This window comes from uncultured Aquimarina sp. (genome assembly GCF_947492405.1).
Classification (GTDB): domain Bacteria; phylum Bacteroidota; class Bacteroidia; order Flavobacteriales; family Flavobacteriaceae; genus Aquimarina.
Map to the genome: position 1 here is coordinate 265,064 of NZ_CANLMP010000001.1, position 17,315 is coordinate 282,378.

General features: G+C 34.3%; 3 protein-coding genes. All 3 read left to right on the forward strand.

The window, feature by feature from the left end; all coding sequences use genetic code 11:
* Positions 1–2 precede the first annotated feature (2 nt).
* Genes Q0829_RS01150 through Q0829_RS01160 form a run of 3 tightly spaced genes read left to right on the forward strand, consistent with a single transcriptional unit; the run spans position 3 to position 17,294 of the window.
* On the forward strand, positions 3–6,245 hold the full coding sequence (locus tag Q0829_RS01150; protein WP_298538944.1) for a hypothetical protein: 6,243 nt from the start codon (positions 3–5) through the stop codon (positions 6,243–6,245).
* 35 nt (positions 6,246–6,280) lie between these two features.
* Positions 6,281–16,561 (forward strand): hypothetical protein, encoded by a 10,281-nt coding sequence (locus Q0829_RS01155; protein WP_298538946.1) that lies wholly within the window; start codon positions 6,281–6,283, stop codon positions 16,559–16,561.
* A 13-nt stretch (positions 16,562–16,574) separates the two neighbouring features.
* A complete protein-coding gene (locus Q0829_RS01160; protein ID WP_298538948.1) occupies positions 16,575–17,294 on the forward strand; it encodes a hypothetical protein in 720 nt (239 codons plus the stop codon).
* Positions 17,295–17,315: the final 21 nt, after the last annotated feature.

A 17,315-nucleotide genomic window follows, 5' to 3' on the forward strand; every position in this document is an offset into this window, starting at 1 on the left:
ATATGATCAATACGATACGAAAAAGTAAGGTTACAAAAGTTATTGCGAGTTATTTGGCAATCCAAATGATAGTTCAAATGGCTCAACCAATTCATCTATGGGCGTTAACGAGTGGTCCATCTCAACCAGAGTTTAATGCATTTACACCTATCGGAACTTCAGATATGGTGGACTTATCTTCTGGAGATTTTAATTATAATATTCCGATAATGGATGTAGGAGGGTATCCGCTAAACCTTGCTTATAATTCAGGAGTTAACATGGATCAGGAATCTTCTTGGGTAGGACTAGGATGGAATCTTAGTGTTGGTCAGATCAATAGACAAGTACGTGGTATTCCGGATGATTTTGACGGAGATGAAATTAGGTATGAAAATAATCTGAAAGATAATCTTACCATTGGTGCGACCGTAGATGTAAATGCTCAGATATTTGGTATTGAGGCATTAAAAGGCGGTGCTGGGCTCACTATTGAACATAATAACTATCAAGGGATTACTTTCAAGCCATCATTTGGTTTAAATTTTGCCGTTTCTGATCACGTGAGTGTAGGAATGAATTTGTCATCTTCTGCATCTGATGGGGCTACGGTAACACCTAGCGTGAGTATTAGTGCAAATTTAAATGACAAAGAAAAGTCTTCTAATAATGCTTTGACAGGAGGTCTAAGTTTTGGAGCTCCATTTAACTCCAGACAAGGATTGACATCCTTTAATATGAGTGCTTCAATTTCTCAAAGTGCAGTTCTTTCAGAAAAAACAAGGAAGGTTAATGGTAAGACAAAAACTACAAGTTTTAATGGAGATTTTGGCTTATCAGGTTCAGGAAGTGTTTCGTTTATCAATAACACGTTTACCCCTACCAAAAGAACTTCATTTAAAAATACAGGATTAACATTTGGTATTTCTGTAGGTGGAGACCTTTGGGGAGTTGATGGAGAAGTGGGAGTAACGGCCTACGGAAATAAACAAAGTCTTGCAAGAAAAGAGAATATAGAAAAAGCTTATGGTTATGAGTTTACAGAGAATGCTACACGTAATGATATCTTAGATTTTAATAGAGAAAAAGAAGATATAGTAAGTAAGAATACGCGCGTGCTTCCAATGGTGAATTATTCGTACGATCTCTATAATATCAACGGTCAAGGGATAGGAGGGATGTTTCGCCCTTTTAGAAGTCAGACGGGGTATATCTATGATCAATTCGTAGGTGATGAAAGTAATAGTAATTCCGGTGGTGGTGAAATAGAACCGGGATCAGGTATTCATATTGGTTTAGACTATAAAAGTTCTCCATCAGATAGTCATACAGGAGTTTGGGAAACCAATGCAACTCAATTTTTGAAAGAGAGAGCATTAGACGACCCGACTTATGAAAAAGTATATTTTAAATCTATTGGGGAACTGTCTGTAGATCAGGAAAAAGAATTGTTTCAAAACACTTTAGGAGGGTATAATGCGATGGCATTAGCAATCGACCAACCAGGAGGAAATATGGGTACTCTGGGAAGAAATAATAGTTATGGAAAGTTTGCTGCCAATCGATATAGAGTTAAGAATTTCGAAAATGATGGTGTGAATTATAATTATGATGAAGTTGTTTTTAATCAACCAATTCAAAGAAAGAAGCGAGAAATTCGTAATCAATCTATACAGCCCGTTACCGTTAGTGATGTAGAGAAATTTGGTCTCGGAACTTTTACTGCTAATACACATGCAAAACCGCATCACAAAGCAGGTATGAAAATACTACAAGCTGATGGTTCTACATATACCTATGGAGAAACCGCTTACAATCTGGAAAAAGAAGAAGTTTCTTTTGCTGTTAGAGCAGCCGGTAATTGTTCTTTAGGGAGCGTACCAATAACCGGTAATGAGAATACTAAAAATAACCGAAGTGGTCAGGATCACTACTTTAATAAAATCGCCACTCCTGATTTTGCTCATACATATTTGTTATCCAGTGTTTTATCTTCTGATTATGAAGATAGGAAAGGAGATGGACCTACGGATGATGATTTTGGAGCTTATACAAAATTTAACTACGAAACAACTGAAGATGAGTATCAATGGCGTGTACCTTATGAGGATGCTTCTTTGAATGCAGGATTAAACTCGGATAAAGAGGATCAAAAGGGAAGTTATGTATATGGTAAAAAAGAGATCAAATACATTAAAAGTATTGAAACGAAAACACACGTAGCTGTTTTTCATTTATCAGATAGAAAAGATGGTCGTGGTGTAAAGGATGATAAAGGAGGAGGAGATGATAGCTCTGCACATATGCAGAAAATAGATAGTATTTCTCTATATTCTAGGCCGGAATATAGAAAATATGGGGAGGAAACTTCGCCTATTAAAACAGCTCATTTTATCTATGATTACTCTCAGTGCCAGGGAATACCAAATAATCTTGGAGGTACTTTAGATGATAATGAACTGGATTATTATGATGAAGAAAAAGAAGAACTAGCAAATAAGGGTAAGCTTACACTAAAAAAAGTGTACTTCACGTATCGTGATTCTAAAATGGGTAAATACACTCCGTATACCTTTAACTACGGAACAGGTTCCTATAACGAAGATGGTAAATGGATACAGGATAGTGCTTCTAATCCTGAATATAATTTAAAAGGATATGATATTTGGGGTAATTACAAACCTAATCAAGGTGGTTGTGACGTAAATGATGACATCACGGCACCAGAATATCCGTATGTAGAACAAGGTGATCAAGAGCAACAAGATTTGTTTGCACAGGCGTGGAGTCTTACTTCTGTAGAATTACCATCTGGGGGTCGTTTACAAATGACGTATGAATCCGATGACTATCAATATGTACAGCAGCGTAAAGCTATGCAAATGTTTAAAGTGCTTGGAGCAAGTAAAACGCTTAATGGAACCATTGATGATACCTTATATACACCTGGATCCTATAATGGTACTTCTGATGCTAAGTATTTAATAGTCGAAGTTGATAATAATGTTAATTCAATAGCAGATTTCAAAGAGAGATATTTGGGCGAATACATCGATAAACCGGTATTCTTTAAGTTCATGGTGAATATGTCCAAATCAGGAGGTATATCTAATCCTGTTTATTCCAAAAATGAATTTGATTATGTAACCGGATATTTTAGAATTGATCAAGAAGCTTTAAATGATAATATCATTCTTCCACCAGATGCATCAGGTAAAAAGAAAGTCGCAATTCCGATGCGAATGTCTGATTTAGAAGGCGGTATCAATGGTAGTGGAAAAAATGTAAACCCAATATCAAAAGCTGGTTGGTATTTTGGAAGAAAATTCCTGAATAGATTAGCCTATGGAATGAAATTGGCTAATGATCCTCAAAACCCTGCAGATATAGCTCAGGAACTGGTTAAAAGTTTTGGAGGAATTATTGAAATTTTTAAAGGTCCAAATGGAGTACTTAGGGATCAGGAGCTACATTCAAGACGTTTTATACCAGAGAAATCTTGGATACGTTTACAACATCCTGATGGCAAGAAATTAGGAGGAGGTTGTAGAGTAAAACAACTCTTATTAGAAGATCAATGGGATAAAATGCTAAACGTAAGTAGCACTGATGATAATATTGATAGATATGCTAAAAAATATGGTCAGTTATATGATTATACATTAGCAGAAGATGGAACGTCTAGTGGAGTGGCCACATACGAACCTCTGGGAAGTAAAGAAAATCCTTTTGTAGAACCTTTCTATAACAGAGGTGATAAAGTAAGACCCGAAGAGGTAAATTATGTGGAGAAGCCTTTTGGAGAGTCATTTTTTCCATCGCCAACTATTACCTATAGCAGGGTAACTGTTAAAAATTATAACCCTTCCGAGGATATAAAACAGCACGCTACAGGTAAAGTGGTTAATGAGTTTTTTACTTCTAGAGATTTTCCAACAATTGCAGATTATACAGATATTGATAATCCAGCTAACTGGAAATCCAATGATAAAGAAGTTGTGGCCAATGTTTTAAAGGGACTTTTTGGATTGAAAGTCTCTGTAAAATCAGAACTTACGTTGTCACAAGGATTTGTGGTTCATACCAATGATATGAACGGTAAAACAAAATCACAAAGTGTTTACAATGAATTTGATGAGTTCATATCTGGTGTGGATTATAAATACAGTACTAATAGTGAAGACGAAAGTAAATTAGATAATAATCTTGTCACCATTGCGAAAGATGGATCCGTGGTTAATAGAGAAATTGGAGTTCATTATGATGTGATTAATGATTTTAGGGAGAATTACTCTAAATCTACAGTATTTGGGATTCAGGGTAACGTAGCAACATTGTTTATAGGTATTTTTCCATTGATAATTCCTACGGCTCCACCAGAGAGATCTGAAATTATCTCTACGTTACATACTACTACAACCACAAAGGTTATTCATACAACTGGAATTCTGAAGGAAAAAATCGCTAAAGATTTAGGATCACAAGTCAGTACTGTAAATGAAGCCTGGGATGCTTCTACTGGTCAGGTACTCTTAACAAAAACGGTGAATGAGTATGAAGACCAATATTATAGTTTCAATTTCCCGGCATATTGGAGTTATAAGAATATGGCACAAGCTTCAAAAAATATTGGAGCCAAGGGTAAATTGGAAAAATCTGGTGAATTTTTTACTTATCCAAATGTAAAAGATTTCATGGCTGAGGGTGATGAGTTATTAATTGATGTAGGATTAAAATCAATGCGTGCTTGGGTAGTTGGATTTAATGGATCAAATGGAGTTTACTTAATGAATAGAAAAGGAGAGCTACTAAACGATGATACTAATATCAATGGAACTATCGATTTTAAAGTGATTCGATCGGGGTATCGTAACCAGCAATCTGCAAATATGGCATCAATTACGATGATGAAGAATCCAATAGAAGGTAAGATTGGATCTACTATTACTAATGAAGATTTCATACAAGCTGATGATACTGCTACCAATAATCTTAGGATAATAAATGCAAGTGCTGTTGAGTATGATGACTTTTGGAATGCTCAGTGCGAAGGCGATTTAAAAAGTTTACATGCGGATGATTTGGATAAAGTGGACATAAGAGATTATACATTCAATCCTTATATCGAAAATATAAAAGGAGAATGGAGAGCAAAAAAGTCATATGCCTATTTAGTAGAACGATCTAAAATAGCAGAGGGACAGAGTAACGAAGCATTTAATAGGAGAGAAGGGTATTTTAAAAGTTTTGAACCTTTTTACAAACTAGAAGGTGGATCTTGGAAAATGATCGTACCTGATGATTCCAAACAATGGACCTTTGCTAGTGAGGTAACACAATATAGCCCTTATGGAGCAGAAATAGAGAACAAAGATGCACTAAAAAGATATTCTTCTGCTCAATACGGATATAACTTCACATTACCGACTGCGGTTACTTCTAATAGTAGATATCGATATATGGGAGCTGATAACTTTGAAGATTCTTATTTTAAAAATGCTTTAGGTCATCATTTTAATTTTCGTGAGGCTATAGATAGAGATGGAGATGGCGGGATAGTTGTTTCTGAGGAAAAATCCCATTCAGGACGTACTAGCCTTTTGATCCCAAAGGGTAGTAATGGTAGTGCCGATCAAACCACAAGTTTAATAGGTGAGTTAGTCGAAGATATGGATCCTGATGAGGATGGAATCACAAATGTAGAAGAGGTTATAAATGATGTAGTTAATCCTGCAGACAATTGTCCGTATAATTATAATCCAGATCAGGCAGATTACGATGGAGATGGTATTGGAGATGAGTGTGATGATATGTCAGAACCAATAATTAAAGGTGTATACACAGAGGGGAATACTTGGACTGGACAAACTTGTCATGGTAGGACGGCCAAATTTACCATTCACGGTACTCCTAATGACGATGTTTATTATGCCTTTATAGTCCATGAAGCTGGATTTAGACAAATGTCAGTTAGCTTTAATAATGTTCGCCAATTTAACCATGAAGGACTTCGTGCTGGGGATATACTGATTTTTAAAAATAGAGAAATAGTTTTAGGCACAACAGGAACAAGATATATTGAATATGATTTGGATGTTGCAAAGGGTAAACCAGGAAATAGTAGTAAAAAAAATATTTGGAGATTAGAGTTTGTATTACTACATAAATCCACTTTAGAACCAATTCAAGGTACTTCTATAGATCTTAAGGCTGTGGGCTACGATAAGTGTCATAATGGTCCTCCAGTTTGGCTACCAATTAATTAAGAATTTTACTAAGAAAAAAACATTAAAAAAGATATATGAAAGACTTAACATATATTACATACAGAGTAAAAAATATTCTTATACTGATATGTACAATGAGTATGATGCATCAAGTTGCAATTGCTCAGGTATCTCCATCAGAACGTCAGGCGTTAATTGATTTGTACAATGCTACTGATGGTGATAATTGGTCGAATACGATAGCTGGTAACCAACCTTGGTTAGTTAATGACCCTACTTCGCTAGTGAGTGATTGGTTTGGGGTATCTGTTGTTGATGGTAAGATTACAAGTCTCTCTCTAGTCGGTAATAATTTGAAAGGAGAAATACCTACTTCATTTGGAGATCTAGTAAGTTTAACATTCTTAAATCTTGGAATTAATCGGTTGACTGGTCAATTACCTCAATCTATCGGTAATTTGACAAGTTTAGAAGTATTACAGCTCACTCGAAATACTTTAACAGGAGGTGTTCCTTCCTCTATAGGTAATTTGACTAATCTGATTCAGATAGATTTTTCAATCAATCAATTAACACTACCTCTTCCAGATGTATTTACTAATTTAATAAATGCCAAAACATTTACAGTAGAACGAAATGCTATTACTGGTACCATTCCTCCATCTATTGGTAGTATGATTTCACTTGAAACTTTGATTTTAGGATCTAATCAGCTAACTGGGTCAATTCCTTCAGAGCTAGGAAATTTAAGTAACCTTACATATTTAGGATTGTATGTAAATGGTCTTTCTGGAGAAATTCCTGATTCATTAGGAAATTTATCTAAACTCGAACGATTACTTTTATTTAGAAATGCTTTAACGGGAGAAGTTCCTGTTTCGTTAGGTAATTTATCAAACCTTAAAGGTTTGGATGTAAATTCTAATCAACTTACCGGCAGTATTCCAAATGAATTCGGAAGTTTAGCAAATCTAGAGGTTTTAACCTTAAGTATAAATAAGTTTTCTGGTAATTTACCTCAAGGACTATCAAGTTTAGCTTCTGCAGATATATTAAATACCTTAGTTTTTGAACGAAATAACTTTGTGTTTAGTGATTTTGAATTACAATTTCGGGCCTATAATGATAACCTTACTACCTTTTCTTATTTAAATCAAGGACAGGTAGACCAAATTGAAACAAGATCTGTGGTAGCAGGTCAGTCAATTACTTTAACCAGTAATGTTTTGACTAGTACTAATAATAGATATCAATGGTTTAAAAACAATGTAGCAATCCCAGGAGCTACTAATAAAGATTTGGTAATTAGCAATGCTTTGGACTCTGATGCAGGTGTATATCATTTTACAGCTACAAATAACATTATCGCTGATCTTTCTTTAAGACGTAATCCAATTACCTTAGAAATTAGTTGTGGAGTATCAGAAGCAGAAAAACAAGCATTAATTGATCTATATAATAGTACAAACGGACCCAATTGGACTAGTAGTAATAACTGGTTGACTGATGCTCCGGTCTGCGACTGGACGGGGGTTACTGTAAAAGATGGAAAAGTTACAGGGCTTTACCTTTTTGGAGGGGGTGTTGCAGGACCACTACCGGCTTCGATAGGTGATTTGGTACATTTAACATCATTAACTATCACCAGAAGTGGTGGTTTGTCGGGGGCAATACCTTTGACTATTGGAAACCTAGTGAATTTGGAAACTATAAATCTTACTTCTAATCAATTAACAGGAGAAATTCCAGTAGAGATAGGAAATTTAACCAATTTAGTTTCTTTGCAATTAGCTAGAAATCAATTATCAGGTAGCATCCCTTCATCAATAGGAAACTTAACTAAATTAATTTCTATTGGTATTAGTGAAAATAGATTTACAGGTGATATTCCATCATCTATCGGAGGTTTGACAGAGTTAGAGAAATTTGATGTTTCTATTAATCAGCTTAATGGTTCAATTCCTCCTGAATTGGGAAATCTAACCGGTTTAACACAATTAGGTTTAACTCGAAACGCTTTAACAGGTTCCATACCTGTTACATTAAGTAATCTTGTTAATTTAACAACTCTTGATCTAAGTTCTAACGCGTTAACGGGTGTAATCCCTTCAGAGTTAGGTACGATGAATAACTTAAAAACGTTAAACTTATTTCGTAATCAACTAAGTGGTTCCATCCCATCAGAATTAGGGAATTTGCAAAATTTAGAATCTCTTAATTTGTTTAGTAATGGATTAACCGGAGCAATTCCTTTGTCCTTCGGTAATTTATCTAATTTAATAGTTTTACAGCTATATAGAAACCAACTTAGTGGCAGTATTCCTGAAGCATTGGGTAATTTGACAAAATTAACAACTTTAGGGTTGTCTACCAACCAATTATCAGGGTCAGTACCGCCTAATTTTGGAATATTGGCTTCATCTGATATATTAAATACATTAACATTAGACAGGAACAATTTTGTATTTAATAATTTCGAAACAGAGTTCCCTGTTTATCAAAGTGATCTTATAGCTTTCAATTACCTCACCCAAGCAAAAGTTGATGAGATTGAAACGCTTTCAGTTACAGAAAACGCTAGTATCACGTTAACCAGTACTGAATTAACCAGTGGAAATAATAGTTACCAATGGTATAAAAATAACACTGCGATTCCAGGAGCAACGAGTAACGATTATATCATTAACAATGCAGCAGCAACGGACGCAGGCGTATACTATTTTACAGCTACTAATAGTGTGGTTACAGATCTTACCTTAGAGCGTAATCCTATTACAGTAACAGTTACAGAAGGTATTGCGGATTGTGTATCTGCGGAAGAAAAAGCGGCGTTGGTAGCATTATATAATAGTACAGACGGAGCAAACTGGACTAACAATGTTAACTGGTTATCTAATGAACCAGTTTCTGAGTGGGCAGGGGTTATAGTAGAGGATTGTAAAGTTACAAGGTTATTTTTAGGTGATAATAATCTTGTAGGTGTATTACCTAATGAAATAGGTGACTTAATAAACTTAGAGCAATTACATTTAAATACTAATAGTGTCTCTTCTACCATCCCGGATCAGATAGGTAATTTATCTAATTTAAAATTACTTTACCTATATGGTAATGAAATTAGCGGAGTGTTACCAGAAAGTATCGGTAATCTTACTAATTTAAATAATTTAAGTCTTGCCAGTAATAAATTAGAAGGGAATATACCATCTTCATTTTCTAATTTAACTAATATAATTGCACTTAGTTTAGGTGGTAATATAGGTATAACTGGTGATGTTTCTTTTTTGTTTAAGTTGCCAAATATAAGTTCATTGGAAGTTTGGAGTTGTAATCTTACCGAAGAGTTTACTACTGATTTTGATTATGTAAATACTAGTTTAACAAAGTTGATTATAAGTAATAACGGTTTAACAGGTGTTTTTGATTTTGGTAAATACATGCCAAACCTTCAAAACTTATCTGCACAAGATAATGAGTTAAATGGTGAATTTTCAGCTTATGGCTTTACAGAGCTGTTGAATATTGAAAGACTATACATAGAAAGAAATCAAATTTTTGGTTCAATACCAGTAGGGCCAAAACTTGAAAATTTGATAAGATTAGATTTTAGTGAGAATAATTTGGAAGGCCAAATTCCAGATATTTTTACTGATTCTAGTTTGATGAGAGATTTTCAAATGAATAACAATAGGTTTTCTGGAAAGCTTCCTTTGTTTGGGGTTAATTCTTTAACAAAGGTTTATGTGTTTCACAACAATTTTGTATACGATGATTTTCAAGCATCTTATAATGATGCAGCCTTTTCGTATAACTTTCAAGCGGCTTTAGAAGCTGCACCGGATCAAACAATCTCAAAAGGTGATACTTTAACAATTTTAGCAAATGAACGATTATTAGAAGACAATAATCAATATGCGTGGTTTAAATCGGATGATGGTGGAGCTACATTTGTTAATACAGGGATTACTAGCAAAGATTATAGTAAAGAAAATGTTGATGTAGATGATGCGGGAATCTACAAACTACAAATTACTAACCCCACCTACCCAGGTGTAACGTTAGCACAGGAAGCTACATCAATAACAATAGATCTAGACACCTGTGGAGTTTCTGATGCAGAAAAACAAGCATTAGTAGATTTATATAATAGCACAGATGGTGCTAACTGGACTAATAATACCAACTGGTTAACTGATGCTCCCGTTTGTGATTGGTATGGAGTGACTGTGGAAAACAGGAAAATAACGAAATTAGAATTAGTCAAGAATAATTTATCGGGAACAATATCTAATCGTATAGGCGATTTGCCTAGTCTTACCATACTAAATTTAAGTAATAACTCATTAATTGGTGAAATCCCAATAGAAATAGGTAGTCTAACTGACTTAAATCAATTAAATCTATCTATAAATGAAATCTCAGGAAGTATTCCATTTTCTATAGGTTCTTTAAATAATTTAACATATTTATCCTTATTATCAAATAGTCTTACAGGTCAGATTCCTTTAGAAATGGGGAATTTATCTAACCTTACTATTTTATACCTTGGTAGAAATCAACTTACTGGAAATATCCCTTCTGAGTTAGGAAATTTAAGATCATTGCAGTATTTAGGTCTGATTGGTAATCAGTTGACAGGGAGTATACCTCCTCAATTAGGACAGATTAGTGGGTTATTAGATATTACTCTATCTAATAATCAATTATCAGGAGATATACCGGCTGAATTGGGTAACTTAAGTTTATTACAAATCCTTAATTTAGGTTATAATCAATTCACGGGAAGTATTCCTGTTGAACTTGAAAATTTAATTAATTTAAGAGAACTTATTTTAAGGAATAATAATTTTGAAGGTCAATTACCATTAGGGTTAGATCAATTAAATGATTTACGAATTATTTATATTGAGAATAATAAATTTCAAGGAATAATACCTTTCCAGATAATAAACTTACCTTATATTTTTCGTTTTTATATACAAAACAATGGTTATGTTTTTAATGAAATAGAAGTTGAATATGATGAAATTCAAGCCAGATTAGGAAATAATTTTATATATGCGCCTCAAGCAGATGTAGACCAAGAAGAGACAATAGAAGTACAATTAGGAGGTTCTGTTACCTTAGCTACTACGCAATTAACAAGTACTAATAATACCTACACTTGGTACAAAGGTACAGATGTACTTATAGAAACTACTTTACCACAGATCACTATTGATAACATTACAGCTGCTGATCTTGGGGAATACTATTTTACAGCAACTAACAGTGTGGTTAATGATTTAACATTAACTAGAAATAATATTACTCTGGTTTTAGGTAACACAGATCCTGATGGTTGTGATATTTTAGAAGGTGTTGTAGATGGAAGTTTTGAAAATTGTTTATCTGTAGCAGGTCCTATTTCAGAAGAAAACTTTAATAGAACAATTGATTGTAGTAATTGGGAGTTAACGAGTGTTTTTCCTGTAAACCCTTTGTTTCAAAGTTCTATAAGTACTTGGTTTGTTGATGGGAATAGTTCTAATATGCCAGAATCTCAGTTTAGTGAATACATTTCTTCTTCGCCAGATGGAGGAGTATTTACATCCTCTTTCTTAGAAATTCAAAGACGATTATCCAAAGGTAATGGATTTAAAACTACTCTAAATGATCTGACAATTGGAGAAGAATATATAATTAGTTTTTATCAATCTCATGGAGGTAGTTTTGATGATTTAAATGGAATAGCAGTTTTTTCAGATCCTCAATGGGAGGTAAATTTTGGAAACGAATCTAAATTTAGTAACTCAATAAGTATTCGTCCAATTTCAAATATTACGGAATCAATTCCTTGGGAAAAGGTAGAGTTACGATTTACAGCAACCACATCAGAACAAGATTTAAGTTTTACTCCTAATGTTAGCTATCCAGATGAAGCAGTATTTGTAGAAGGAGCATCATTTCATCTTTTAATTGATGGAATCAAAGTAATAAAAGTAAATGGGAACTGTAATGAAGAAATTACTGAACAACGCTTTTGCTCGGATAATGAAACACCGCCTACGATAGGAGATTTAGTATCTCCAATACCTAATACTACAGTTACCTGGTTTACCGGAGAAAATAACGATGAAGCGTTACTTCCTCCAACGATATTAGCTAATAATGTAACCTACTGGGCACGTTCTAATAACGATCCTTTGCTACCACGTATTGAAGTGAAGGTGATTTTAGAAAGCGGAACTCCAACAGGTTCCTCTACTCAGACATTTAATGAAATCGATAATCCAACGATAGCTGATTTACAAGCTACAGGTTCTAATATACAGTGGTATTCTTTAGAATCAGGAGAGACTCCTTTAGCTAATAGTACTGCACTAATCAATAATACCTCATATTATGCTGCAGAAGGAAATAGCATTTGTAGACTGCAGGTTTTGGTAACTATCAATACATCTGGAGATGGAGATTGTGACATTTTGGATGGTATTGTAGATGGAAGTTTCCAGGATTGTGCTTTAGTGTCAGGATCTACACAATTAAGTTATAATAATAATATTGAATGTAGTGGATGGCAACCAATCAACGCTCTTTCTTCACCGAGTACCTGGATTGTGGATTTGAGCGATCCGGTAAGTGATCTAAACCCAGTAATGACATCCCAAGTAAGACAGTCACCTGATAGAGGGATATTTGCATCAGCATTAGTTACTCATGGAAGAGGAACATCAAACTTAACAAAAGGACAAGGTTTTAAAACTACATTAAATAACCTTGAAATAGGTAAGACATATACAATTAGTTTTTACCAGTCACAAGGAGGTAGTTTTGATATTTTTGGGAACACTACAGTTCCAAATTCAGAAAATATTTTAGCACAATGGAATGTAAGTTTTGGAAGTGAAACAAAAAGTAGTGATTTAATTCCGATCCAGTCAATTTCCGATATTTCAGTTGCTCCGGTATGGGAAAAACAGGAAATTACATTCGTCCCTACAGCTACACAACAAGAATTAAGTTTTTCATCATTTGGATCTTTAATAAATGTTGTAGAGAATGTATTTTATTATAATCTTTTGATAGACGGAATCAAAGTAATTAAACAGAATTGTAATCCTGTTGATCCATTAGTACAAGAATTTTGTCTTTCTGATGGAGTACCGACAATTAATGATTTAGAGTCTCCTTTCCTAAATTCTATTGCATGGTTTGAAAATGAAACTGGCGGTGCTCCGCTGCCATCTGCAATGGAGATTACTGAAACTGTTACATTATGGGCAGAAGGAAACTCTACGAATCCAAGAGTAGCGGTGCAGATCATCATCAAAGAAGATTGTGATGGGATAGCTATTCAACGTTTCTGTATACTAAATGGAGAAGTAACTATTGGTGACCTACAATCACCGTTCCCAGGAAGTACGGCTTCATGGTACAGAACCGAATTAGATAAAGCGCTAATATTACCAGAATATGTGATTCCTGAATCAGCCATCTATTGGGCTTCATCTGATGAAAACCCTTCTTTACCAAGAGTACCTGTAAGTATAATTTTGAATGATCAAGTACCAACGGGAGATACGGTTCAGATTTTTGATGAAGCAGATGCGCCAACAGTAGCAGATTTACAAGCAACAGGACTCAATATCCAATGGTATCTTTCGGAAAATGGAGAAGTTACTTTATCTAATGATACACCTTTACTCCACAATACATATTACTATGCTGCAAACGGGTATAGTAAATGTAGACTACGTGTGGCGGTAAAAATAGAAGGTGTGATAACGGATTGTAATATACTTGATCAATATGTTGATGGATCTTTTGAAAATTGCGAATCTATAGCCAGTTCTTATGGGCATAACAGTAATGTTACCTGTGGACAATGGATAAATGGAAAAGGTTCTGCTGATACCTGGAAGTTTCCATTTGACGCATCTCATAGCGGTATCGCAGATAACATTCAACCTTCTCCGGATAATGGAGTTGCGGCGGGTGCAATTGCAAAATCTCTAAACACTAATGAGTTAGAATCTTTTTATACTAATCTTAATGGTCTTAATATTGGGGAAACATATAGAATTGAGTTTTATCAATCTAATGTAACTGGTAATTTTGATACTACAGAAGGACTTGAAGAGGCAAGATGGAAAGTAATTTTTGGAGATCAAATTCAATATTCTGCATATATGGTAGTGAGTAAAAATCCTGTATGGCAGAAATCGACATTAGAATTTACTGCCAATACCACAGAAGCTAGACTAGAATTTAATGCTTCTTCTGCGGATAAGACAACGTCTACTAGATATGTATATATGTTAATTGATGGGATCAAATTATCACAAGTAACAGGAGGCGATACGGGATGTCCAGATGATATAGTCTATGATACGCAAAGCTTTTGTAGTATGTTTGAGGATCCGACAGTTGGTGATTTATTACCACCAGACGGGGCGACCGATGTTCTATGGTATAGTAGTGAGGTGAATGGATATCAATATTCTTCAGAAGACATTCTTTTAGTTGGCGGAAATGGAATCCCTTCAACAGACGTATACTGGGCAGAAAGTTCTCAGTTTACGGGAAGAAAACCTGTTAGCGTGGTTATTAATGAAGGAATCCCTACAGGAAATACGCTTCAGGTTTTTGATCCATTAAATAACCCAACAGTAGCAAATTTACAGGCAATAGGAAATAATGTACAATGGTTTGCATCCCCAACTAGTCAAATACCTTTACTAGAAAATGTAGAATTAATTGATGGTTATACCTATTATGCTGGTCATAACGGATTAGATTGTAGGTTGGTAGTTGAAGTTGAAATAAAATTGAATTCCCCAGATGTTAATGGAATACAGATTTTATGTGCTTCTGATTTACCGACAATTGGAGATTTGGTAGCGATTCCATCAGATCCTTCTTATACCATTAATTGGTATGATTCTATAGACGCTGTTACTCCTTTAAGCGAAGATACTCAAATAGTGAATTCTAGATTTTACTATGTAAGTCAGGTTACAAGCAATGGCTCAATTTCTGATAGGATATCTGTATATGTTTCTCTTATATCTGTATCAGCACCTATCGGAGCTTCAGAACAAACTATATATACGAATGATGGTGCAACAGTAAGAAACCTTGTAGCGCTTGGTAATGGTGTGTTATGGTACGACAGTGACGGAATACAATTATCTCTTGATGAACCTTTAGAAGATGGAGGTATATATTATGCAGATCAAGCAAATATTTCTGGAACTTGTAGAAGTATTGATCGTTTAGCTGTGCGTGTACGAATCCTTCCTGAATTACCACCACAATACTTCAGTTGTGAGAAATTCAGACCACAACCTGGTGATAAATATGTAGTGAGCGGCTGGGTAAGAGAAAATGGAGTTACGATAGCTTCGACAGAAACAAAGAGCTATTCAGAAATAAGTGAGCTTTTTGCAAAGCTTTTAAATGAACTAAAGGATATTATTGTTACTCAAACTCCAGTTCCACCGGTTTATATACCTTCTCCAGAAGACAGAACTTATGATGCTTTAGTACCTTATATTAAAACAACAGGTATTGATAACCTTACAATTTACAACTTGAAACCAGTTAAAGAAGATCAAGATGGATTTGTAAGAACGGTAGGGTTTTCTTTTTCTTTTGATGAAGAAGGAGAAACCACATTTACATATAAAACACCATTAAATGGTTTTACTTCTAATAATATTTACTATAGTTTTCCAATTGTTGGAAATGAAGATGCTATTAGTATTGATTTTACGGGTTTACAAACTTGTACAGAAGGTCTGTGTGTAAATACTAACTTTGTTTATAACACTGTCATAGTGATTATCCCGATAAGTATAAATTATCCTCAGAGTATACCGGTCGATAATGTTTTAAAAGAATCTGTAGATTTTAATACATACACTCCTGATCCTGATTACCAGGCAATGACCTATGCGAATTCATTATTAAAAATTACCTATACAGATAGAGAAGGTGTAGAATTAGAGGATGACGGATCCGTAAGTTTTAGACCTAAAGGAAATATCGTTGATGGGTGGCAGCGTATTTCTACGGATTTTAGAATACCCGATAATGCGGAATTTATGACCATTTCTCTTCAGAGTGAAGATACGAATCTTAATGTATACTTTGATGATATAAGATTCCATCCATTTAACAGTAATATGAAAACTTTTGTGTATGACCCCGAGACACAACGATTACAATCAGAATTGGACGAGAATAATTATGCTACTTTTTATGAATATGATAAAGAAGGTGGTTTGATTAGAGTGAAGAAAGAAACAGAAAGAGGTGTATATACCATTCAGGAAACCAGATCAGGGAATTCTAAATTAAATAATAATTAGTAGCTGTGTTGTTATGAATAGAATGAAGACATATTATTTATCCTTTTTTATACTGTTAGCTCCTTTGGTTTTTTTCGGACAACAGAAAAAGGATATAAAACCAATTTTAGAGAAGGTAACAAGTTTTTATGATACTACATCAAGGTATAATGTAGCCATAAAACAAACGCTATTAAGAGGAAAAACAGGAAACAATATCTCAGAAAGCTACAGCGGAAAATTCACAAAAGATAAGAGTTATTCCAAACTTGAATTATTAAATTCTGAGGTCGTTGAATTCTCTAATGTTCGTTTAATAATTGACCATGACAGTAAGGCCATTGAATATAATAAAACTTCAAAGGGTGTTTCAGCTCCGATTGATATTAGCGGATTTTTGAAACATTATGAAGGCTCTTCTTTAAAAAGCACGGAAAAACAATGGATTTGTGAATTAAACGTAAAACCTTCTGCAGCATTTGTTCCTTGTAATAAGATCTTATTATATATTAATAAAGACTATCATTTTGTTGAAAAACAAGTTTTGTTTCTGAGTAGGGAGTTGCCTTTTAAAACAAAAGGAGGAAAAACTGAAGAAGATTTTGGTAGGCTGGAGATAAGCTTTACGCATGACCTTACTATGTCAGACAAGGTGAATGATAAAGTAAGCAATTATATACAAGGATCTGGAAGCAATATGACTTCTGTTAAAAAATATAAAGGATATAAGGTAGTAAACCTATCTAATAAATAAAATATAAATAGTAATTCTCAC